The organism is Dasania marina DSM 21967 (genome assembly GCF_000373485.1).
GTDB classification, from domain to species: domain Bacteria; phylum Pseudomonadota; class Gammaproteobacteria; order Pseudomonadales; family Dasaniaceae; genus Dasania; species Dasania marina.
Window position 1 is genome coordinate 134046 of sequence record NZ_KB891585.1, and the last position, 21202, is coordinate 155247.

At 46.7% G+C, this 21202-nt stretch carries 21 protein-coding genes; 15 read left to right on the plus strand and 6 right to left on the minus strand.

The features are described from left to right. The first annotated feature begins 404 nt into the window (after positions 1–404). The 6 genes from B067_RS0110165 to B067_RS0110190 are packed head-to-tail and all read left to right on the plus strand — an operon-like array spanning position 405 to position 9148. Positions 405–1616 (plus strand): acetate/propionate family kinase, encoded by a 1212-nt coding sequence (locus B067_RS0110165; RefSeq protein WP_019529977.1) that lies wholly within the window; start codon positions 405–407, stop codon positions 1614–1616. Next, positions 1606–3987 carry a phosphoketolase family protein gene (locus tag B067_RS0110170; RefSeq protein WP_019529978.1) on the plus strand — a complete coding sequence of 794 codons (2382 nt, stop codon included), beginning with the start codon at positions 1606–1608 and terminating at the stop codon, positions 3985–3987. Before B067_RS0110165 ends, B067_RS0110170 begins: the two co-directional genes overlap by 11 nt. A 46-nt stretch (positions 3988–4033) precedes the next feature. Continuing rightward, positions 4034–5737 (plus strand): Na/Pi cotransporter family protein, encoded by a 1704-nt coding sequence (locus tag B067_RS0110175; RefSeq protein ID WP_019529979.1) that lies wholly within the window; start codon positions 4034–4036, stop codon positions 5735–5737. 15 nt (positions 5738–5752) lie between these two features. Next, the gene (locus tag B067_RS0110180) at positions 5753–6811 is read left to right on the plus strand and encodes a DUF21 domain-containing protein (RefSeq protein WP_019529980.1); all 1059 of its coding nucleotides are present in this window, start codon (positions 5753–5755) and stop codon (positions 6809–6811) included. A 15-nt stretch (positions 6812–6826) separates the two neighbouring features. Beyond that, positions 6827–8227 carry an MBL fold metallo-hydrolase RNA specificity domain-containing protein gene (locus B067_RS0110185; protein WP_019529981.1) on the plus strand — a complete coding sequence of 467 codons (1401 nt, stop codon included), beginning with the start codon at positions 6827–6829 and terminating at the stop codon, positions 8225–8227. 24 nt (positions 8228–8251) lie between these two features. Next, the gene (locus B067_RS0110190; RefSeq protein ID WP_019529982.1) at positions 8252–9148 is read left to right on the plus strand and encodes an LOG family protein; all 897 of its coding nucleotides are present in this window, start codon (positions 8252–8254) and stop codon (positions 9146–9148) included. Between the two features lie 103 nt (positions 9149–9251). On the opposite strand, the gene leuA is transcribed toward B067_RS0110190, so the two are convergent. Beyond that, on the minus strand, positions 9252–10988 hold the full coding sequence (gene leuA, locus B067_RS0110195) for a 2-isopropylmalate synthase (protein ID WP_019529983.1): 1737 nt from the start codon (positions 10986–10988) through the stop codon (positions 9252–9254). 158 nt (positions 10989–11146) lie between these two features. Here leuA and B067_RS0110200 point away from each other — a divergent pair, with 158 nt between their 5' ends. From B067_RS0110200 to B067_RS0110215, 4 genes are all read left to right on the plus strand, one after another. Continuing rightward, positions 11147–11644 (plus strand): Lrp/AsnC family transcriptional regulator, encoded by a 498-nt coding sequence (locus tag B067_RS0110200; RefSeq protein WP_019529984.1) that lies wholly within the window; start codon positions 11147–11149, stop codon positions 11642–11644. Positions 11645–11771: 127 nt separating this feature from the next. Continuing rightward, on the plus strand, positions 11772–11960 hold the full coding sequence (locus tag B067_RS0110205; RefSeq protein ID WP_019529985.1) for a DUF6316 family protein: 189 nt from the start codon (positions 11772–11774) through the stop codon (positions 11958–11960). A 154-nt stretch (positions 11961–12114) separates the two neighbouring features. After that, entirely contained in the window at positions 12115–12453 is a 339-nt protein-coding gene (locus B067_RS0110210; protein WP_019529986.1) for a DUF2288 domain-containing protein, read from the plus strand. After that, on the plus strand, positions 12453–12734 hold the full coding sequence (locus tag B067_RS0110215) for a hypothetical protein (protein WP_019529987.1): 282 nt from the start codon (positions 12453–12455) through the stop codon (positions 12732–12734). Before B067_RS0110210 ends, B067_RS0110215 begins: the two co-directional genes overlap by 1 nt. Before the next feature lie 29 nt (positions 12735–12763). Here B067_RS0110215 and B067_RS0110220 read toward each other — a convergent pair whose 3' ends face one another. The 4 genes from B067_RS0110220 to B067_RS0110235 all read right to left on the minus strand — a co-directional run bounded on the left by B067_RS0110220 (position 12764) and on the right by B067_RS0110235 (position 15592). Further along, on the minus strand, positions 12764–13528 hold the full coding sequence (locus B067_RS0110220) for a pyridoxine 5'-phosphate synthase (RefSeq protein WP_019529988.1): 765 nt from the start codon (positions 13526–13528) through the stop codon (positions 12764–12766). Positions 13529–13531: 3 nt separating this feature from the next. Next, positions 13532–14113, minus strand: coding sequence for a peptidylprolyl isomerase (locus tag B067_RS0110225; protein WP_019529989.1), 582 nt, complete (start codon positions 14111–14113; stop codon positions 13532–13534). Positions 14114–14140: 27 nt separating this feature from the next. Beyond that, positions 14141–14845, minus strand: coding sequence for a TIGR04211 family SH3 domain-containing protein (locus tag B067_RS0110230; protein WP_019529990.1), 705 nt, complete (start codon positions 14843–14845; stop codon positions 14141–14143). An 81-nt stretch (positions 14846–14926) separates the two neighbouring features. Continuing rightward, a complete protein-coding gene (locus B067_RS0110235; protein ID WP_051083850.1) occupies positions 14927–15592 on the minus strand; it encodes a VC0807 family protein in 666 nt (221 codons plus the stop codon). Between the two features lie 248 nt (positions 15593–15840). On the opposite strand from B067_RS0110235, the gene B067_RS0110240 reads away from it, so the two are divergent. The 5 genes from B067_RS0110240 (at position 15841) to rluB (ending at position 20377) form a co-directional block, all read left to right on the plus strand. Continuing rightward, positions 15841–16668 (plus strand): PHP domain-containing protein, encoded by an 828-nt coding sequence (locus B067_RS0110240; RefSeq protein WP_019529992.1) that lies wholly within the window; start codon positions 15841–15843, stop codon positions 16666–16668. A 37-nt stretch (positions 16669–16705) separates the two neighbouring features. Beyond that, positions 16706–17332 carry an L-threonylcarbamoyladenylate synthase gene (locus B067_RS0110245; protein ID WP_019529993.1) on the plus strand — a complete coding sequence of 209 codons (627 nt, stop codon included), beginning with the start codon at positions 16706–16708 and terminating at the stop codon, positions 17330–17332. 229 nt (positions 17333–17561) lie between these two features. Continuing rightward, positions 17562–18398, plus strand: coding sequence for a segregation and condensation protein A (locus B067_RS0110250; protein ID WP_051083851.1), 837 nt, complete (start codon positions 17562–17564; stop codon positions 18396–18398). Beyond that, complete coding sequence (scpB, locus tag B067_RS0110255; protein ID WP_019529995.1) at positions 18395–19402, plus strand: SMC-Scp complex subunit ScpB; 1008 nt, start codon at positions 18395–18397, stop codon at positions 19400–19402. The genes B067_RS0110250 and scpB overlap by 4 nt, the downstream gene beginning before the upstream one ends. Before the next feature lie 120 nt (positions 19403–19522). After that, complete coding sequence (rluB, locus tag B067_RS0110260) at positions 19523–20377, plus strand: 23S rRNA pseudouridine(2605) synthase RluB (RefSeq protein WP_019529996.1); 855 nt, start codon at positions 19523–19525, stop codon at positions 20375–20377. Between the two features lie 374 nt (positions 20378–20751). On the opposite strand, the gene B067_RS0110265 is transcribed toward rluB, so the two are convergent. Continuing rightward, on the minus strand, positions 20752–21045 hold the full coding sequence (locus B067_RS0110265; RefSeq protein WP_019529997.1) for an antibiotic biosynthesis monooxygenase family protein: 294 nt from the start codon (positions 21043–21045) through the stop codon (positions 20752–20754). Positions 21046–21202 lie beyond the last annotated feature (157 nt).

Sequence of the window (21202 nt, forward strand, 5' to 3'; positions counted from 1 at the left end):
TAGTGATGGGTGCTTATGGGGTTAGATTAGCGTGCCAAACATCTTAATGCAAATGATAATCATTACTATTAAGGACTATTCCATCTCTGTTTTGCACGAGGTGCTGGGGTAGTGTCTGTAGGCATATGACGTGTTATGGCAAAGGCAACGGTCCTTGGTCTATGACTGAGCAGCGGACAATAGTTCGCGGAGGTGAGAAGTACTAGTGTGTTAGGGTCTATTTATTAGTCATCACTGATTAACACTTATTTGATGTACTTCAAGAGAGTGCTTAGCCAATAGCATTATCATGCTGTTAGTTTTTATGACTATTATTGATAAGCAGGCCCCTAGCATAGCTATTTTTGCGTATGGGCTTACAGGCGTTGCATGGTGGTAACGGTTTGAGGTAACTAAGGTGCATTATGGACAAGCATATATTGGTACTGAATGTGGGCTCATCCAGTACCAAATTTTCACTGTACCGGGTTGTCCATGCAACCTTAAGCCCTGTGTTAACAGGGCAGGTAACCCGCGTAGAGCAGCACAACCAGTTCACCGTGCACTATTCGGCTGAGAGCAGTCCACAGTTATGGCAAGAGCATGAGTCTGCTGATCATCATTCATCGGTCATAAGCCGCATTCTGCATTTTCTTGATAGCAGGGGGCTAGGTTTAGCGGTGACTACGGTAGGCCATAGAGTGGTACACGGTGGTATGGCATTTTCTGCACCGGTGCTCATCAATGATGAGGTGTTTGCCAGCTTGCAGCAGTTACAGGCTTTAGCGCCCTTACATCAAATTCATAACTTACAAGCCATAGCTACGGTTAAGCGCTATATGCCTAAGGTTAGGCAAGTGGCCTGTTTTGATACCGCTTTTCACCGCAGCATGCCCGCTGTGGCACAAACCTTTGCTATCCCTAAATCATTAACGGAGCAGGGTATTAGGCCCTATGGTTTTCACGGCCTGTCCTATCAATATATTGCCAGTGTATTACCCAGTATTGCCGCGCCACAAGATTTGGCACGGGTAGTGGTAGCGCACTTAGGCAGTGGTGCTAGTTTATGTGCTATGCGTGATTTACATAGTGTCGCGACCACCATGTCATTCACTCCCTTGGATGGTTTGGCCATGGCCACACGTAGCGGCGCTATAGACCCAGGTGCCTTATTGTATTTATTAAAAAATAAAACCATGACAGTTGAGCAATTAGAGCAGCTGCTAAATCACCAGTCGGGCTTATTGGGTTTATCGGGTATTAGCGCTGATTTGGCCGTGTTATTAGCCAGCGATCAGCCCGATGCAGTAGCGGCGGTGGCGCATTATATTTATCGCATAGTGCTAGCTTTGGCTTCGATGGTGGCAGCTATAGGCGGCATTAACACGCTGGTATTTACCGCCGGTATAGGCCAACACTCGGCACCGTTGCGCGAACGGGTGTGTCAGCAACTGGCATGGTTGGGTATTAGCTTGGATGCGCAAGCGAATCTAAACAACGCCCGCTGTATAAGCAGTAGGGATAGCAAGGTAGCGGTGTATGTTATTGCTACTGATGAAGAATTAATGATAGCCCAGCACTGTCTAGAGCTGGATGCTAACGGTGAATCTAAAAAGGATAATAAAGATGACTATTAAGACTGTCCTGCCTAAAAATGTATTAAGTGAATCCGAGTTACAAGGCATACATGCCTATTGGAGCGCCTGTAATTATTTAGCGGCGGGTATGATTTATTTGCAAGAGAACCCCTTATTGCGTGAGCCTTTAAGCACGGCGCATATTAAAAAACGCCTATTAGGGCACTGGGGTTCTAGCCCCGGTTTAGCGTTTATGTATATCCATATGAATCGCTTGATTAATAAATACGATCTCAATGCCATTTTTTTAGCGGGGCCAGGCCATGGTGCGCCGGGTGTTTTGGCGCCGGTATATCTAGAGGGTACCTACAGCGAGGTGTACCCCAGTATGTGCGAAGACGAGGCCGGCATGGGTCGATTCTTTAAACAATTTTCATTTCCCGGTGGCATAGGCAGCCATTGCACGCCAGAAACTCCCGGTTCCATACACGAAGGTGGTGAGTTGGGTTACAGCTTATCCCATGCCTTTGGTGCGGCCTTTGATAACCCCGATTTGATTGTAACTGTGGCTATAGGCGATGGTGAAGCTGAAACCGGGCCACTGGCGACAGCATGGCATTCCAATAAGTTTTTACATCCCATACGCGATGGTGCGGTGCTGCCTATATTGCATTTAAATGGTTATAAAATTAATAATCCCACGTTGTTATCGAGAATTTCGCCGCAAGAATTGCAGGATTTATTTTGTGGCTATGGTTGGCAGCCCTATTTTGTTGAAGGCGATGAGCCTATGGCCATGCACCAGCAAATGGCTGCGACTATGGAGCGTTGTATTAACGAGATTAAAGAGATACAGCAGCAAGCCAGAGTTAGTGGCAAAGCCACTAGGGCGCGTTGGCCCATGATAGTGCTGCGCTCCCCCAAAGGTTGGACCGGGCCCAAGCAAGCCAATGGCCATAAAGTAGAAGGTTATTGGCGCGCCCATCAAGTGCCCTTAGCCAACGTGCGCAGCGATGAACAACAACTACAGCAATTAGAAAGTTGGTTGAAGGGTTATAAACCCGAGCAATTATTTGATCAACAAGGTCAGCTTATTCCCGCCTTAAAAGCGTTAGCCCCTAAAGGCCAGCGACGTATGAGTGCCAACCCGCATGCCAATGGCGGCGTGTTGCGTAGGGATTTAGTCATGCCCGACTTTCGCGACTATATGATAGCGGTTACCAAGCCCGCTAAAACCAGTGCCATGAATACCAAACCTTTGGGCTGTATGCTTAGGGATATTATGGCTTTAAATAGCAATAATTTTCGCGTATTTGGCCCCGATGAAAACAGCTCTAATAAACTGGATGCAATTTATGAAGTCAGTAAAAAATTATGGCTGGCAGATTATTTGCCCGAAGATGACGAAGGCGGTGAGCTAAGCCCCGATGGCCGGGTGCTGGAAATGTTGTCTGAACACACCTTAGAAGGCTGGCTGGAAGGCTATGTGTTAACCGGTAGGCATGGTTTTTTTGCCACCTACGAGGCTTTTGTACATGTTATAGACTCTATGTATAACCAGCATGCTAAATGGTTGGCTATTTGTGAAGAACTGCCCTGGCGTGCGCCTATAGCGTCGATTAATTTATTAATTACCTCTACCGTGTGGCGACAGGATCACAATGGCTTTACCCATCAAGACCCAGGGTTTTTAGATTTAGTAGTCAATAAAAGCCCGCAAGTAACCCGTATTTATTTACCCCCGGATGTTAACTGTTTGTTATCTACCGCCGATCACTGCTTGCGCAGCCATAACGATATCAATGTGATTGTGTGTGACAAGCAAATGCATGTGCAGTATTTAGATAAAGACGCTGCCATTAAACACTGCACCAAAGGCTTAGGTATTTGGCAGTGGGCCAGTAATGACAATGGCGTGGAGCCCGATGTGGTGATAGCAGGTTGTGGTGACATACCGACCAAAGAGGCCTTGGCGGCAACAGCCTTATTGCGCGAGTATTTCCCGGATTTAAAAATTCGTTTTATCAATGTCGTCGATTTATTTCGTATGACCCCAGCAGAAGAACATCCCCATGGTTTAAGTGACAGTGACTTTGATAGTTTATTTACCATAGATAAACCGGTTATTTTTAACTTTCACGGTTACCCCTGGTTGATACATAGGTTAGCTTACCGGCGTCATAATCAAAACCTACATGTGCGAGGTTACATAGAGCGTGGCAATATCAATACACCTTTAGAATTGGCTATAGATAATCACATTGATAGATTTAGTTTAGCGATGGATGTGATTGATAGAGTGCCGCGTTTGCAAGTGATAGGTGCACACGCCAAACAAAAGCTACGCGATAAGCAAATTGACTGCTGCCACTATGCCCACGAGCATGGCGTAGATAAGCCTGAGGAAAATGATTGGGTGTGGCCTTATTAATGATTATTACTATTTTACAAAACATAGCTATTAAAGAAAGAACGACATGCAACATTATTTACTAATTATAGGGATGCTAGCAGGCGGCTTAGGTTTGTTTATGTTAGCCGTAGGGATGATGACCGATGGCTTGCAAGCAGCGGCGGGGCAATCGCTGCGAGATATTTTGGCGCGCTGGACGCGTACCCCTGTGCACGGCATTTTTACCGGCTTAGCGATTACCGCCATAGTGCAATCTTCCAGTGCGGTTACTGTGGCGACTATAGGTTTTGTTAATGCCGGTATCATTTCTATGCGCCGCGCTTTGGGCGTGGTTTACGGCTCTAACTTAGGCACCACTATGACCGGTTGGCTGGTGGCGGTAGTGGGTTTTAAACTCAATATTGACGCTTTTGCCTTGCCCATTATTGGTGTAGGCATGTTGTTGCGATTGACAGGAGGTGAAAGCAAGCGCGCCCCTTTGGGGTTGGCGCTAGTAGGCTTTGGTTTGTTTTTTCTAGGTATAGATGTATTAAAAGATGCCTTTGATGGCTTAGTGTCGACGATAGATTTTAATCAACTTACCGTGCAGGGTATTAGCGGCGTGTTGCTGTATGTGGCCATAGGTTTTTTGATTACGGTGCTCACGCAATCATCCAGTGCGGCTATAGCGATTACGCTAACGGCGGCAACTGGCGGCGTATTGGGATTATATGCGGCTGCGGCTATGGTAATAGGGGCCAATGTAGGCACTACCTCTACCGCAGCTATTGCGGTGATAGGGGCAACTGCGAACGCTAAACGGGTAGCCAGTGCACATATTATTTTTAATGTGGGTGCTGGTGTGGTGGCCTTAATGATATTGCCGCTGCTATTTTGGTTGGTGCAGTCCAGCAGTGATTTATTAGGTTTGGAGTCTATACCCGCGGTTACCCTGGCGTTGTTTCATACTGTGTTTAATATCGTGGGTGTGCTGTTAATGCTGCCTGTCAATAATCGCTTGGCAGATTTTTTAGAAAAACGCTTTGTCACTCAAGAAGAAGTGGAGTCAAGGCCGCAACACTTAGATAAAACCATATTGGTAACGCCGGTACTAGCTATCAATGCCTTAGTGCTGGAGTTAAGTAGAGTTATCACTGTGATTAAACGTATGGGCCTAAAGGTAATGGCCGAACAGCCCATTAATCTGCATACCGTTAGTCACGATGAGCGGGTGGTTAATCAATTGTCGGCGGCGGCCTCGTCATTTATAAGCCAAATAGAGCGCGCCGAGTTGAGCAAAGAAATAGCGCAGCAATTGGCAAAAATATTACGAGCCGATCAACATTTATTAGCAGCTAGTGATCAAGCCTTAGCGTTGGCGACTCATCATCAGTTGGTTACGGCTATAACCGATACTAGTGTTAAAGAAGGGCTGCGGCAGTTTAATCTGTTGGCCTATCGTTTTATAGAGTGTGCTGATTTTTCATCGCCACAATTTTCACTGTCCATATGCCAACAGCAACTACTTCACATAGAGCAAAGCTATGATGATGTAAAAGCTTTGTTGTTATTGGCGGGCGTAGAAAATAGGTTAAAAATTAATGTTGTTATTGAACTCATAGATGTTAATAGCGATAAACGTCATATGTGTATTCAATTAATTAAAGCCTTAACTTTACTAAACAATCTTTTGCTTGATGTTGATAGCATAGAAAATGGCGACGCTGTTGATGTATCGGCTGTCATAGCTTCAGAGCAAGCACAGGCAAGCAATAATGAGGCGGTATAGTTATCGCGAGAACTTATGGATATGTTTTTAACAGATAGTTTGGTGTGGCTAGGGATTGCATTTTGTATTAGTCAGTCGGCTATGTTTAGTGGCTTGAATTTGGCTTTGCTGGGTGTGAGTCGTCTACGTTTAGAGGTAGAGGCGCAATCGGGATCGCCAGCGGCGGTAACTATTTTAGCCTTACGTAAAAATGTTAATTTATTATTGGCAACTATACTATGGGGTAATGTGACTATAAATGTGCTACTAACCCTGTTATCAAATTCAGTTATGGCAGGGTTAACGGCTTTTCTATTTTCCAGTGTGCTAATTACCTTCTTAGGCGAAATTATGCCGCAGGCATATTTTTCACGTAACGCTATGCGTATGGGGGCCTTGCTGGCGCCAGTGCTAAAATTTTATCAGTACCTTTTATATCCAGTGGCTAAACCCTGTGCTTTGGTGTTGGATAAATGGTTGGGGAAAGAGGGTATAAGTTATTTCCGTGAACAAGATTTACGCGCGGTTATCGCCAAACATATAGAGTCAGGTACATCGGATGTTAGTTTGTTAGAAGGTACTGGTGCTATAAATTTTTTAAAAATTGATGATGTGGCAGTCAGTGAAATGGGGGAGTTAATCGATGCCAGCAGTATTATCTATTTACCACAACATAATGGCCTGCCGGTGTTTCCCGATTTTACGCCGCAATTAAATGATGTTTTTTTACAGGCTGTACATCGTTCAGGTAAAAAATGGATAGTCATTATTGATGAGCATAAACGCCCTTATTCTATACTCAATGCCCATGTTTTTCTTAGATGTATGCTAGCTAAGTTACCCGTATCGGCACAGGACTACTGCCATAAGCCTATAGTTGTTACCGATGCACATGCGCAATTGGGTAGTGTGTTGTCAGAGCTGAAAGTATACCCGGAGCATCAAACTGATGATGTGATAGATAACGATATTATTTTGTACTGGGGTGATGAGCGACGAATTATTAGTGGTTCAGATATTCTAGGCAGATTGTTAAAAGGCATAGTTAGGCGCGATGAGCTAGGCGCTATGCGCGTACCTCCCATTTCTGTATAAAAAGGTGAGATTAACATGGCTACAATAACATTTTATGGTGCAATTGAAGGTGTGACAGGCTCAGCGTATTTATTGGCCACGGATAAGGTCAAAATATTATTAGACTGTGGCTTGTTTCAAGGTCGGCGCGAAGAGGAGGAGGGAAATTTAGAGGCCTTTCCTTTTTCAGTGGCTGAGCTTGATGCGGTCGTGCTATCGCACGCTCACTTAGATCATTCCGGGCGTTTACCTAAATTGGTCGCGGATGGCTATAAATCATCCATCTATATGACGCGTCCAACCACAGAACTGTTAGATATTTTATTAAAGGATGCGGTGTCTTTACAGTTACGTGATGTGGAGTGGGAGAATAAGCGCCTGCGGCGGGGGGGTAAAAAACTCATCGAACCTATGTATGACTTGGAGGATGTGGAAAAGACTTTGTCTTTATGTGCAGGTATCGATTACGGGCAAAGAAAGACCATCGCAGCAGGTGTAGATATTTGTTTTCGGGACGCTGGCCACATATTAGGTTCATCAATAGTCGAAGTGTTTGTCAATGAACAAGGCGTTGAGAAAAAACTGGTTTTTTCCGGCGACTTGGGCAATAGCTGTTCGGCGCTATTGCGCGACCCTGAAGTTGTAGAGCATGCTGACGTATTACTACTAGAATCTACCTATGGCGATCGCAATCATAGGCCTATGCAAGAAACCCTAGAGGAATTTGAAGATATAGTTGAGCAGGCCTCAATCAATGGCGGTAATATTTTAATCCCTTCTTTTGCTGTTGGTCGCACCCAAGAAATTATTTTTAGATTAGGCGAATTGTATCAAAAAGGTAAGCTTAGGCAGCAGGCGGTCTATTTAGATAGCCCTATGGCTATAGCGGTCACAGAAATTTATCATCGCTATCAAGATGTATACAACCGCGAAGATAAGGCGGCGTTAAAGCAAGGTTCAGCGAATAGTCTGCATAGTTTTTTACCCGTACTGCGTTATTCTTCTTCCACGGCAGAATCCATGGCTCTTAATAATATAGAAGCAGGCGCCATTATCATTGCCGGCAGTGGCATGTGTAATGGTGGTCGTATACGCCATCATTTTAAACACAATATATGGCGTAGAAATGCCCATGTCATATTTGTTGGCTTTCAGGCTATGGGTACTCCTGGTCGAGCATTGGTTGATGGCGCTAAGTTTTTTAATCATGCGGGTGAAAAAATAGCCGTTAAAGCGGCTATGCACACCATAGGCGGTTTTTCTGCCCATGCGAGTCAATCGCAATTATTAGATTGGATTAATCATTTTTCACAACCGCGTCCCCGATTGTTTTTAGTGCATGGTGAAGAGAAAACCAAGTTAATCTTTCAAGAGTTTCTTAAGCAGCAATCTTGGGATGCTAGCATTCCCGCTAAAGGCGAAACCATTTCTTTTTAAAATGACTGACTAATAAGCATATATATGACAGACATCAAAAAGCCTTATAAACCGGCCAACATTTTCCCAACGGCGGAAGATGATGCCGGCTCGGCAAAATTAAGCCCCAGTACACCGCAAACGAGTTCGCCAGCGTATAAATTAGCTTATACCGACACCGATTTCTTGTTGCGAGATGAGCTTAGGCCTTTGCGTTTGCAGCTGGAATTATTAAAGCCAGATTTATTACTAGATGAACAAGACATACATTCTACGGTGGTAGTGTTTGGTAGCGCCCGTATCCCTGATGCCGAAACTGCTGGCCAGCGTTTAGTGGAAGCTAAGCGCAATGCTGAATTGCAGCCCAATGATATCGAGTTACGCAAAAAAGTTGCTGGCGCTGAAAAAATGCTGCGCAATAGCTTTTATTATGAGGAGGCCAGAAAGTTTGCCCGTCTTATTACCGAAGATAGCGCCAGCGATGATGATTGCGATTTGATGATTATTACCGGCGGAGGCCCCGGTATTATGGAGGCAGCCAACCGCGGGGCCATGGAGGCCGGGGGTAAAAGCATAGGCTTAAATATCGTGCTGCCCTTTGAGCAGCGCCCCAATCCCTACGTAACGCCAGAGCTATGTTTCCATTTTCATTATTTTGCGATACGGAAAATGCATTTTTTAAAACGTGCAAGAGCCTTGCTGGCTTGCCCTGGGGGGTTTGGTACTTTAGACGAATTATTTGAAACGCTTACCTTAATTCAAACCCGTAAGATTAAACCACTGCCCGTATTGCTAATGGGTAGTGATTATTGGCGGCGTATGATTAATTTTGAGATGCTGGTTGAGGAGGGCATGATAGAGGCGCAGGATTTAGCCTTGTTTCAATTCGTTGATAGCGCCGAGGAAGCTAGGGATATAGTTAGAGCCCATTGGGGCCTGTGATTAGTCTTTAGCATGGTGCGGGTTAGCCGTGCTGTGGCATATACGAAAACTTCAAATCTTAGATATTTCAGCCCTAGTGACTAGGGCTGGAATAGGGCATAGCCTATGCCGCTAAGGTTTGTTGCAAGGCGATGTAACGATTAACCGCATTAAGCATAGCCCGCATTGAGGCTTCTAATACATCCTGGCTTTTAGCGACACCGCAAACGCGCTGGCCGTCGATGTTGGCTTGTATATAACACACCGCCTCGGCACTGCTGCCGCTGTGCTGTGTACTGGCAATAGCGTGCTCGGCATAATCTACCACCACCACGCTTTTGCCTAACTCGCCAGCCAAAGCCTTGGCAAAACTTTCTATAGCGCCACTGCCTTGTTGTTGAAGATTCAGTACTTGGCCCCTATGAGTCAGAACGGCTTGTAACTGTTCTGTATCATGCTCGCGGCAGAGCTGGTAACTCTGTAACTGATAAGCAGCATCCTGTTGTAGGTAGTGCTGATCAAACAGTGCCGCTATAGTACTGGGGCTGAGTTCACGCTTTTGGCGTTCGGCTTCAGCTTGTACCAAGCTACTGAATTCTATTTGCAACCAGCGCGGCAATTGCAGGCCTTGCTGTTGCTCCATCACATAGGCGATGCCAGCCTTGCCGGATTGGCTGTTGATGCGTATTACCTCTTGATAGTTACGGCCCAAATCGGCCGGGTCTATGGGCAAGTAGGCCACCTGCCAAGGTTGGCTGCCATCGTAATGTTTTAGGCATTTATTAATCGCGTCTTGGTGGCTACCCGAAAAGGCGGTGAACACTAATTCGCCGGCATAGGGATGGCGCGGGTGTACCGGTAATTGGGTACAGGCCTTAACCGTTTGGATGATTTCATCCATATTGGCCAAATCCAGTTCGGGGTCTATGCCTTGGCTGTAAAGGTTCATTGCCATGGTGATGACATCCATATTACCGGTGCGTTCGCCGTTGCCCATTAAGGTGCCTTCTACTCGGTCGGCACCGGCCATTACGCCTAACTCGGCAGCAGCGACGGCACAGCCTCTATCGTTGTGAGTGTGTAGGCTTATGGACAAAGCTTCGCGCTGGTTTATGTGCTGGCAAAACCACTCAATTTGGTCAGCATAGATATTGGGTGTGCTCACCTCTACTGTGGCTGGCAAATTAATAATCACCTTATTTTCAGGGCTAGGCTGCCATGCGTCTATCACTGCATTACAAATCTCTACTGCAAAATCTAATTCGGTATTGGTAAAGCTTTCGGGCGAATACTCAAACTGCCAGTCGGTGGCTGGGTAGTGTTTAGCCTGCTCTTTAATTAACTGCGCGCCACTTACCGCTATAGCAATGATGCCTGGCTTATCTAGCTGAAAAACCTGCTCACGCTGCACCTTAGAGGTAGAGTTATACAAATGCACTATGGCTTTGTTACAACCTTGTAGGGCTGCAAAAGAGCGTTTAATTAAGGCCTCGCGGGCGGGTGTTAATATTTGAATGCGCACATCGTCGGGGATTTTATTTTGCTCTATTAATTCGCGCACAAAATCAAAATCGGTTTGTGAGGCGGCGGGAAAGCCTACTTCTATTTCTTTAAACCCTATGGCTACCAGCAAATCGAATAGCTGGTGTTTTTGCGCTGGGGTCATGGGGTCTATAAGAGCCTGGTTGCCATCGCGCAAATCGACACTGCACCACAGCGGCGCTTGCGTGATTTGCTTATCGGGCCACTGCCGCTGCGTCATAGCTACCGGTGCATAGGGGCGATACTTTTTATGGTTAAAGGCGGGAATAACCTGAGTGTTAGTATGGCTGTCTGGTTTAGTTGCTTGTTTAGTTGTCATGGTGCTGGCTCAACGGGTTGCTGTATTCGATGGCTGAAAGTATAGGGGGGATGGCTTAGGGAATGATTGTTATTATGTGGTTAATTTCATTAATAATTAGACATATTCACTATTAATAAGTATTTTGTAGGTTAAGTTAACTCATTGGTGGTGTTTTTATGGTTAAGTTAGATGCTGTTGATAAGCATATTCTGAGTTTGATGCAGCGCGATGGCCGCATCAGCAACTTGGAATTGGCCGATAAGGTGGGCCTTTCGCCCACGCCTTGCTCGCGACGGGTCAAGCGTTTGGAAGAGTCGGGGATTATTGATGGCCACGTCACCTTGCTTAATCAAAAGGCGCTAGGTTTAAAGCTCACCGCCATATTGAGCATCAGCATGGATAAGCATACCCCTGAGCGTTTTGAGCATTTTGAAGCCAGTATTGCCGGCTTCCCTGAGGTGGTGGAGTGCAATATTGTCACCGGCCAGTCTGCCGACTATATGCTCAAGGTGGTGGTACCCGATATGGAATATTACGAAGAATTTCTATTGGGGCGGTTAACCCGTATAGAAGGTGTAACCGGTGTGCACAGTAGTTTTGTATTGCGCTCAGTAATACGCAAAACCACATTGCCCTTAGAGCCTTACCCGCTAACATCAGCCAGCAGACGTTAATAGCAGGCCTAGCTACTCAACAAAAAATATCACTTTGTGAGTTTGTTAGATCAAACAAATATAGGCATTTATCATTAACTGTTTCTACACTTAGAATCATATGCGGTAGTCATTGGGGGATGTGTTGATGAACCAGCGTAAAGGCGAAAGTAACAACAGCAGTGAACGAGCCAAACGTTTTTACCAGATTGGTAATGAGTGGTTTTTTTCTAGTCGCGAGCAGTTGCAGGTGGGGCCGTATAGCAGCTTAGATGAGGCTGAGATGCAGCTAAATTTTTATCTGCGCCATGTGAAAGAAGATAGCATGGCCGTTTAGTGCCTTAGCGCTAAACCCTCGCCGCTAGGCTACGCTCATAGCGTGCTAAACATAAGGCTATAGCATCTGTGGCTGCGGATGCTAAAATGCGCGGCTTATTATCTACGCCTGATCTGCGCTGCAGCTAAGGTGAGCCGCAGCAAAGAGATGACTTATGACCGAGCAAAGCCCCAGCCTTGAAACCCCTGCCCCCGAAGAAAGCCTGATAATAAAACTCAATCGTGAAACCTCTAAAATTAACTGGCACGAGCTACAAAAGTTTTATGCCAGTGGTGCGGTGATTGCGGTTGCTCCAGGTATGGATCTTATTGATGTGGCGGTGCAAATCTCTGCGGATAACAAAACGGCGGTAAGCCAGTGGCTAGCCGATGCCAGTATTTCACAAGTTAGCGAAGAGCAGGCGCAAAGCTGGTATGAGCAAGAGCAAATGCACTGGGCGTTAGTGATAGCACCTTGGGTATTGGTGCAGCCCATTGTTGAGGCCAGCGAGTAGTGTCTACTGGCGCTGATTGCAAAGTATTGATAGCCGAGCAGCTCAGGGCTATTTTTACCGCCTTAAAAGCAGGGCAGGATGTCTCGCCGGCACAGCATTATAGAGCCGAGGGCTTTATGCAAGCGGCTATGCAACTGGCGGCGATTAGTGAGGTTGAGCTGCTGCAGTTGCAACAACGAGTACAGCAAGAGGTGTATGGCGACGATACGACCCATTGCGATAGCGAAAACATGCAAGCGGGGCGCTTACAGCTCAATATGGTGAAGGCGCCGGTTAAATAGCTGGACGCAAGCGCCCAGCGGTTTAAGGCTTACTTTCCTAAACAGCTTTGGTAGGCCTTAATGGCTTTTTCTAAGCCCATATCGATAGCGTCTACGGTTAAGAAGTGGCCTATAGAGACCTCCAATAAGTGCGGCACCGTGGCAAACTTTTTCAGGTTGTGCAGGTTGAGGTCGTGGCCGGCATTTAAGCCTAGGCCTAAGTCGGCTGCCAGTTCGGCGGCTTGATAAAACTGTTGAAAAACCGCCTCTACATTGTGATTGGTTTCTACCGCAGCGGCATAGGGGCCGGTATAGAGCTCTATGCGGTCGCTGCCTACTTGTTTAGCTAGTTTAATTTGCTCGGGGTCTGGGTCCATAAACAAGCTAACCCGTATACCCAAAGCTTTTAGCTCGGCAATAATGGGGGCGATTTGATCACCGCTTTGGGTTAAATCAAAACCGTGGTCAGAGGTGAGTTGCTGATCGCTGTCGGGCACCAAAGTGCACTGGGCCGGTTTAATTTCGCGCACCAGCTCCATAAAGCCGGGGTAGTCAGACACACCTTTGCGATCGCTTTTCATGGGCGGTGCTAAGGGGTTGCCTTCTATATTAAATTCCACTTGTAAGATTTTAGCCAAATCAAAACAATCATCGGCGCGTATATGACGCTGGTCAGGCCTTGGGTGTACGGTAATACCATCGGCACCATAGGCTATGCAACGCAATGCGTGTTCGCACACATTGGGGTGTTCGGTATCGCGTGAGTTACGGATGAGGGCGATTTTATTGAGATTAATACTTAGGTCGGTGCTCATGCGTTATAAAATCTCTACAGATTCGAGAATAATGGCTTTGACGGGTAAGTTGTCAAAGCCGGGGATTTTTTCGGTGGGCTGCTTGCCTATGCTTTGTGCTACATGCTGGCCGGCTATTACCTCACCAAATACCGCATAGCCCAGTTTACTGCCGCGTTTGTCCAAGCTGCTGTTCATGCGCAGGTTAATATAAAACTGCGAAGTGGCGCTGTCTGGGTCTTCAGTGCGGGCCATGGCTACGGTCCAGCGGTCATTGTATAGGCCGTTGCCCGATTCGTTGATGATAGGCTCTTTAACCGCCTTGCGCTCAAACTCTTCGGTATCAGCGTCGTAAGCAAAACCGCCACCTTGCACCACAAAGCGCTTTTTAACCCGGTGAAAAATGGTGTTGCTGTAAAAACCGGATTTAGCATAGGCCAAAAAGTTGGCCACAGAGACTGGGGCTTTTTGCGGGTAGAGCTGAATAGTGATATCGCCCATGCTGGTATGCAATATCACTTTTGGATCGGCGCTGGCAGGCGCTTGGGCCAAGCTCAGGTTACTGCACAATAAAACTGCGCAGAGTATTAGTCGTAGTTGCGTCATAGTGTTAATAATTTCTAGCGAGTGGGTTTAGGCCCACTCAGATGATTTTGAAGGCCATAGCCGCGGTACTAATAAGGTGATAAATACGCCTATTAATACGGCGAATGCGCCATTTAAAAAGGCATCGTTATCCAGTTTATCGTTGAGGTGCTGGTTGTCTGTGGTCAGCATGTCTACTTTGTTTTGCAATACTTGGTTTAGTTGCAATAAGTCTTTGTTCTCACTGTTAAGGCTAATCGCATTGGCCGATATGGATTTAATTTCTGCCAGTTCTTGTTCGCTGCTTTGCTGGCCTTTACTCAGTTGTGCCATGGTGGATTTGGCATCCTGATATTGTTTGCTGATGGTGTTGAGTTCTTTTTTGAGTGTGGCGCTTTGCGCTTTTAATTTATCATTCTCTAATTTAAAGCTCTCTAGTTGCGCGCGCGCTGAAGGCTCGTCTGATAGGTACTGAGTTTGTAGCCAGCCCTCTATACCGGAATTGGTTTTAACACGGCTATAGGCTTCGTCTTCAGATTCTTCTAATAAGATTAAGGGTGTGCCGCTTTCTAAGCCTTTATGCACAATGCGGTGCTTGTAGCTTTGGCCACTGCGCAAGGGCACGAATAAGGTGTCTCTGATATAGCGCATTTCTTGGCTGTAAACTTGGCTGCTGGCAAATAGAGCGCTAAAGGCCACTAAGCCGACTAAAGTAAAAGGCAGTAAATGAGGGGTTAACAATTTCACGATCATTTCCTAGGGTTGGTTTTTATTATTGTGGGGTTAACGTTCATTAATAGCATAAATTACAGGCTGCTTATCTTTTGTTAAAGCTTACATTTCATTAAAGATTTCATCACTTTTTAAGTGGGTCAATTTTTGTATGTGATGCAGTAGGTAAAACAGTGCTGCAACCAATACTAAGGTGCTGGGCAGTGCAATAACGGGAAAGCTAAGGGCTGTCATTTTACCCAGCTCTTCAGTGAATTCAACCGTACCTGGCTGGCTCACTAGTATCACTTTGGCCAGCACATAATTTAACACTGACGATAAGAAGAAAGAGCCCGCTACCATGTACGAGGCGTGGGCTAATTTTTGTTCAAAAATATGGTTGTTGTTATAGCTCTCTAGCGCTTGCTTTACTTTATTAATTTGTAAAATCTGGTCGTTAAACAAAAAGGTTTTCACCAGTGGGTAACGGGTGCGCATAGAGTACAGTGTGGCCAAGCCAAATAGCGCCGGTATCGCCGCCTCTTTGATGGCGATGTATTCAGGGTCTAGCTGTAGCAGGCTCATGCCGCCGGTCATAATAACGCTGAATATACCTAAAATTGAGAAAAAATTGGCCTTATGGGTGCTCATAAACTCGCGCACCCCAAAACCTATGGGAAAGGCTAGGGCAACCACGATGGAATAAGCAGGCCCCAAGTATTCTTCACTGCTGAGCTTGGTAAGTATCAATGTGGGAATAATAATATTAAAGCCTATATTGGCGAGCATATTGCCAGGCTTTTGTTGTTTGTTGGTATTGTTATTAGACACTGATTCCACCTTGTTACTTCTCCCTGTGCAAACACTGCGCTGATGCGCTAAGTGCTTAGCTATATTACAATAAAAGTTTTGCCGTACTGCTTGAATTAATCAGTTACTATACGGGCTTTATGGGTGGTGCTCCAGTGAGAATTTGCGGCCTGCCCTGCAAAAACTAGGGTTGTCATACCCAGTTTGTCGTTTTGGAGTAAGCCTTTTTGTTAGCCGACCTACATTGCCATACTACTGCATCCGATGGTGGCCTGCCCGCCAGTGAACTGGTGTTACGGGCGCTAGACCGTGGCGTAGAGCTATTGGCTATTACTGATCACGACACTTTAGATGGCTATTTAGCGGTACAAGCACAAGGCTTGCCGCCTCACATAGACCTCATCCCCGGCATAGAGTTCTCCAGTGCTTGGGGTAATACCGGCGTGCACATAGTCGGCCTCAATCTCGATGTGCAGCATCCCCAATTATTAGCGGGGGTAGCGCAACAAAAGGCCGCCCGTCTATTACGTGCAGAAATGATAGGCCAGCGCCTAGCAAAAAAAGGTTATAGCGGTTGTTTTGAAGGGGCCAGCGCCATAGCGGGCGATAGCCAGCTGGGCAGGCCGCATTTTGCCCAGTTTTTAGTGGCCCAAGGCCATGTTAATTCTGTGCAACAAGCCTTTAAACGCTATTTGGGGGCAGGCAAGATAGGCGATGTTAAAGCCACCTGGGCCGATACGGGCACGGTAGTCGAGTGGATTACTGCCAGTGGCGGGGTGGCAGTATTAGCCCACCCCTTGCACTATAAAATGACCGCCACTAAGCTGCGCGCGCTAATCGGCGATTTTCAAGAAGCGGGCGGCCAGGCCATAGAAGTTAGCAGCGGCGTGCTACCCAATGACAAGGTGCAACACATCGCGCAATTAGCACAGCAGTTTGGCCTTTACGCCTCCTGTGGCAGTGATTTTCATCACCCTGATGCACAGTGGGGCGATATAGGTAAAATGTCGCCCTTGCCCAGCCATTGCCAGCCGGTATGGCAGTTGTGGCAATAACGTTGTGGCAATAAGTAAGTACGATTAAGGATTAGGCATGAGCCAGTTTTTTCAAATACACCCCGAAAACCCCCAGAAGCGCCTTATTACTCAGGCTGCCGACATTATCCGCAGTGGCGGAGTGGTGGTGTATCCCACCGATTCTGGCTATGCCTTAGGTTGCCAGCTAGAGCAAAAAAATGCCCTAGAACGCATACGCCGTATCAGGCGTTTAGATGAAAAGCATAACTTCACCCTGATGTGCCGGGATTTATCCGAGCTCAGCCTTTATGCTCGAGTTGATAACGTGGCCTTTAGGGCGGTTAAAAATCATACCCCGGGGCCCTACACCTTTATTTTAAAGGCTACCTCCGAAGTGCCGAGGCGGCTAATGCAAAGTAAGCGTAAAACGATAGGCCTGCGGGTGCCTGCCAACCCCATAGCGCTGGCTTTGTTGAACGAGCTTAACCAGCCCATGATGAGCGTTACCATGATACTACCCGGTGAAACGCTGCCGCTTACCGACCCCTATGATATACGCCAAACCCTAGAGCACGAGCTGGATCTGGTGATAGACGGCGGTTACTGTGGCATGGCAGCGACCAGCGTGATTGATATGTCCGAGGAAGAGTGGCAAATACTCAGGCGTGGTCAGGGTGATGTTGAACAGTTCGAGGTGGAATAAGCCTACACCCCACACTAATAGGCTGAAAATTAGCACTGTGATGAGTGGCTAGATGTCGGTATAATCGCCAACTATTTAAGGGGCCAGCACAGCTCCGCCTTATCCTATTAATTAAGCCGCAGTGAGACAACAATAAACCGTGGAAGACGAGCTAGTTATAGAGCAGCAAGCGCCCGCCAGCAACGAGGCCGATACGCACAGCGACCAGCCTGCGGCAGACGCTGTAGAGTTGCCCCTAGCAGCTCCTAAGGTGACTTTGCAGGGCCTGCGTAGCATGGGCAGCCAGCAGGGCGAAATGCCCTTTGCGGTAGTGGCAGGCCAAGCGCTTACCGAAATCCCCCGTGATTTGTACATACCCCCCGATGCCTTAGAGGTGTTTTTAGAGGCCTTTGAAGGCCCATTGGATTTATTGCTATACCTGATTAAGCGCCAAAACATCGATATCCTAGAGATCAATGTCGCCAATATCACCAAGCAATATATGCGCTATGTAGAGTTAATGGACTCTATGCAGTTTGAGCTGGCGGCAGAATATCTGCTAATGGCTGCCATGCTCGCTGAAATAAAATCGCGCATGTTGTTGCCCCGTTCGGAAGAGGCACTAGACGAGGAAGACGATCCAAGAGCAGAGCTTATTCGTCGCCTGCAAGAATACGAGCGCTTTAAAAAAGCCGCTGAAGATATAGACGACATGCCGCGCATGGGTAGAGAGATACACCAAGCCTCGGCCCAGCCGCCCGATTTTAAACAAGTGCGCGCCGAGCCCGAAGTCGACATGAAAGAATTACTCTTGGCCCTGGGTGATGTGTTGCGCCGTGCTGATATGTTTGAGAGCCACCACGTGGCTAAAGAAAGGCTTTCTACCCGCGAGCGCATGGCGCAAGTTTTATCGCAGGTATCCAGCGTACAATTTATGCCGTTTTCCTCTTTATTTACCATAGAGGAAGGTCGCTTAGGGGTAGTTGTTACCTTTCTAGCGATTCTAGAATTAATAAAAGAGTCATTGCTTGAGTTAGTACAAACTGAAGACTTTGGCCCCATACATGTAAAAGCAAGAGCCTCATGAGCAAAGAAACCGAACAACTACAGCGCATCGTAGAAGGCGCATTAATGGCCGCGGGTAAACCGTTAAACGTGCAAAACCTCATCGATTTATTTGATGTGGAACTGGAAGAGCTGCCCAGCAAAGAGCAAATTAAAACGGCATTGGAAGATATACAGAATGACCACAAAGGCCGTGGCTTTGAGCTAAAAGAAATTGCCAGTGGTTATCGCTTTCAGGTTATTCAAGAGGTGGCACCTTGGGTGTCGCGCATGTGGGATGAGAAACCGCAAAAATACTCCCGCGCTTTGTTAGAAACCTTATCGCTAATCGCCTATCGTCAGCCCATTACTCGCGGCGACATAGAAGACATACGCGGCGTGGCGGTGAGCTCTCATATTATCAAAACCTTATTAGAGCGTGAATGGGTAAGAATAGTCGGCCATAAAGATGTACCTGGTCGGCCGGCACTATTTGCCACCACGCGTTCATTTTTAGATTATTTCAATTTAAAAAATCTAGATGATCTACCTTCGCTAGCTGAAATTCGCGATTTGGATGATATGAATGGCGAGCTTTCTCTGGAAGGCGTCGATACGCCGAATATGGATACGCAGCAAAGCGAAGACGATGCGGCGGCCGTAGACCCCATAGACCAACAAGCACAACAAGATGCCACTGAAGGCGATGACGGTGACAGCACAGAAATTGAAGCTGCCGAGCTTGATGCTGATACAGAGCAAGCATCACAAAGCGCAGATGTAAGCGAAGTTGAACAAAGTGACCCTGCCGATGAATCTGATATAGCCGAGGCAGAGTTACCTAGTGATGAGGTAGAGCCGCAAGAGGAAATTGCAGCGCTAGAGCAAAGTGTTGAGCCTGAAGCCGAAGTTGAACTTGAAACTCAGCAACAAACTGCAACAGCACCCCAGCCCAGCAATACCCTAAACGATGAAGACGACGAGCAAGCCGATTTAGAAGCCGCCGCCGAAGCCGCGTTATTAGCTGAAGAAGAATTCAGTCGCTAGATGATAGTCTCTAGTCGCTAGAACAAAAGTCGCTAGTTGTTAGTCAGTAGTCTCTAGATAAATACTAGCGACTACCATCTAGCGACTAGAGACTCAATCCTATTTAAATAAGTGTAAAACATGTCAACAGAACCAACAGGTGAAAAACTACAAAAACTTTTAGCCCAAGCAGGTTTGGGTTCGCGCCGTGAACTGGAAAAAGTCATAGCCGCAGGGCGCGTAAAAGTGAATGACCAAACTGCCAAACTGGGTGACCGTGCTGGTGGTAAAGATAAAATTAGCGTCGATGGCAAAGTTATTAATGCCATTCCCGCGGAAAAATATGCCGGTAGAGTGCTTATTTATAACAAGCCCGAAGGTGAGATTTGTTCACGCAGCGACCCCGAAGGCCGCCGCACCGTATTTGATCGTCTCCCTAAAATTCCTAACGGCCGTTGGATATCAGTAGGTCGTTTAGACTATAACACCAGCGGCTTATTAATATTTACCACTGACGGTGAGTTAGCTAATGCGTTAACCCACCCCTCAACCGTGATAGAGCGCGAATACATGGTGCGCGTATTGGGTGAAGTCGATGAGCCCATGCTAAAACGCTTGAGCGACGGCGTCTTGCTAGATGACGGCGTGGCCCGCTTTACCGACATCGTCGACAATGGTGGTGACGGCGCTAACCGCTGGTTTTATGTGGTCATTATGGAAGGCCGTAACCGCGAAGTGCGTCGCCTATGGGAGTCGCAAGAGGTACAGGTTAACCGCCTTAAACGCGTGCGTTATGGCGATGTGTTCTTGCCTTCCAAGCTCAAGCAGGGGCAGTGGACAGAGATGGCCGGTAAAGAAGTGGATGCGCTGTATAAAATGGCTGGCAAGGAAGTACGCAAGCCCGCGCCTATCAATCCTAAAGACGTACAAGCCTTTGAACGTCAAGAGCGCAAAAATAAACCTGTGCATAAAGGGCGCAGGACGCCTACTAAATAAGTTGTTTTAAAGCCGGCAAATGCCGGCTTTTTTGTGTTTGTAATAGTGGTGATGGTTCTACTGTAATTGGGTACTTATATATTAAAGCTTTCTAAGCTTATCGTTACCGCTATCTAGTTTTTACCTGTCATGCTGAATTCGATTTCACTATCCTCAGGTTATAATACAACCCTGGTCATGCCGGGCTACGACCCGGCATCCACGAAAACTGAAATACCCGAATAAACCACAGCACGTAATTTGACGCACTATTAAAGTAGATATTTTTTAGAAGCTAATATTTAAATGGCGTTCGTGCCAGAGTAGCAGGCAGTCGCGCAGATATCCTCTTGCTGTAACTATTACTGTAACTATTGTTGTAACTATTGCTATTACTATGGCTGTGAATGATAAGCGCGCACAATTTCGGTGATTTCTACAGAGTAAGATTTATACCACTTAGCCTTGCCTAATTGCTGGGCAGCGATATGATCAAGGTCTTGCTTCCATGCCTTAATCTGAGCCTCGCTATCCCAGTAAGAGATAGCAATTTCCATATTACCCTCGGTGCAGGCAATAAAGTCCCTACAGCCATACTGGCTTATAGCGCTGTCGCGCATTTTTGCAGCGGTGGCGAAATACTCCGCATCAAACGCGGCGACTTCAGCTTTAAAAATAACGGCATACATGGATGAAGGTCTCTTGGTTAATGTGGTAAATATAAGCTTGTGTAACTCTTGGTATCTAGCTGTTTTTCTGTGAATTATTCACATCTAAGCACGGCAGCTAATTGTTGTGGCTAAGTTGTTACAAAAAAGTGGATGCTGAATCAAGTTCAGCATGACT

Excerpts from the sequence above, each read along its gene's own strand:
- B067_RS0110165 (WP_019529977.1), top strand. The coding sequence starts at position 405 with ATGGACAAGCATATATTGGTACTGAATGTGGGCTCATCCAGTACCAAA.
- B067_RS0110185 (WP_019529981.1), top strand. The coding sequence starts at position 6,827 with ATGGCTACAATAACATTTTATGGTGCAATTGAAGGTGTGACAGGCTCA.
- B067_RS0110205 (WP_019529985.1), top strand. The coding sequence starts at position 11,772 with ATGAACCAGCGTAAAGGCGAAAGTAACAACAGCAGTGAACGAGCCAAA.
- B067_RS0110230 (WP_019529990.1), bottom strand. The coding sequence starts at position 14,845 with ATGATCGTGAAATTGTTAACCCCTCATTTACTGCCTTTTACTTTAGTC.
- B067_RS0110180 (WP_019529980.1), top strand. The coding sequence starts at position 5,753 with ATGGATATGTTTTTAACAGATAGTTTGGTGTGGCTAGGGATTGCATTT.
- B067_RS0110175 (WP_019529979.1), top strand. The coding sequence starts at position 4,034 with ATGCAACATTATTTACTAATTATAGGGATGCTAGCAGGCGGCTTAGGT.
- B067_RS0110235 (WP_051083850.1), bottom strand. The coding sequence starts at position 15,592 with ATGCTCGCCAATATAGGCTTTAATATTATTATTCCCACATTGATACTT.
- B067_RS0110200 (WP_019529984.1), top strand. The coding sequence starts at position 11,147 with ATGGTTAAGTTAGATGCTGTTGATAAGCATATTCTGAGTTTGATGCAG.
- scpB (WP_019529995.1), top strand. The coding sequence starts at position 18,395 with ATGAGCAAAGAAACCGAACAACTACAGCGCATCGTAGAAGGCGCATTA.
- B067_RS0110265 (WP_019529997.1), bottom strand. The coding sequence starts at position 21,045 with ATGTATGCCGTTATTTTTAAAGCTGAAGTCGCCGCGTTTGATGCGGAG.
- B067_RS0110220 (WP_019529988.1), bottom strand. The coding sequence starts at position 13,528 with ATGAGCACCGACCTAAGTATTAATCTCAATAAAATCGCCCTCATCCGT.
- B067_RS0110210 (WP_019529986.1), top strand. The coding sequence starts at position 12,115 with ATGACCGAGCAAAGCCCCAGCCTTGAAACCCCTGCCCCCGAAGAAAGC.
- B067_RS0110245 (WP_019529993.1), top strand. The coding sequence starts at position 16,706 with ATGAGCCAGTTTTTTCAAATACACCCCGAAAACCCCCAGAAGCGCCTT.
- rluB (WP_019529996.1), top strand. The coding sequence starts at position 19,523 with ATGTCAACAGAACCAACAGGTGAAAAACTACAAAAACTTTTAGCCCAA.
- B067_RS0110225 (WP_019529989.1), bottom strand. The coding sequence starts at position 14,113 with ATGACGCAACTACGACTAATACTCTGCGCAGTTTTATTGTGCAGTAAC.
- B067_RS0110170 (WP_019529978.1), top strand. The coding sequence starts at position 1,606 with ATGACTATTAAGACTGTCCTGCCTAAAAATGTATTAAGTGAATCCGAG.
- leuA (WP_019529983.1), bottom strand. The coding sequence starts at position 10,988 with ATGACAACTAAACAAGCAACTAAACCAGACAGCCATACTAACACTCAG.
- B067_RS0110190 (WP_019529982.1), top strand. The coding sequence starts at position 8,252 with ATGACAGACATCAAAAAGCCTTATAAACCGGCCAACATTTTCCCAACG.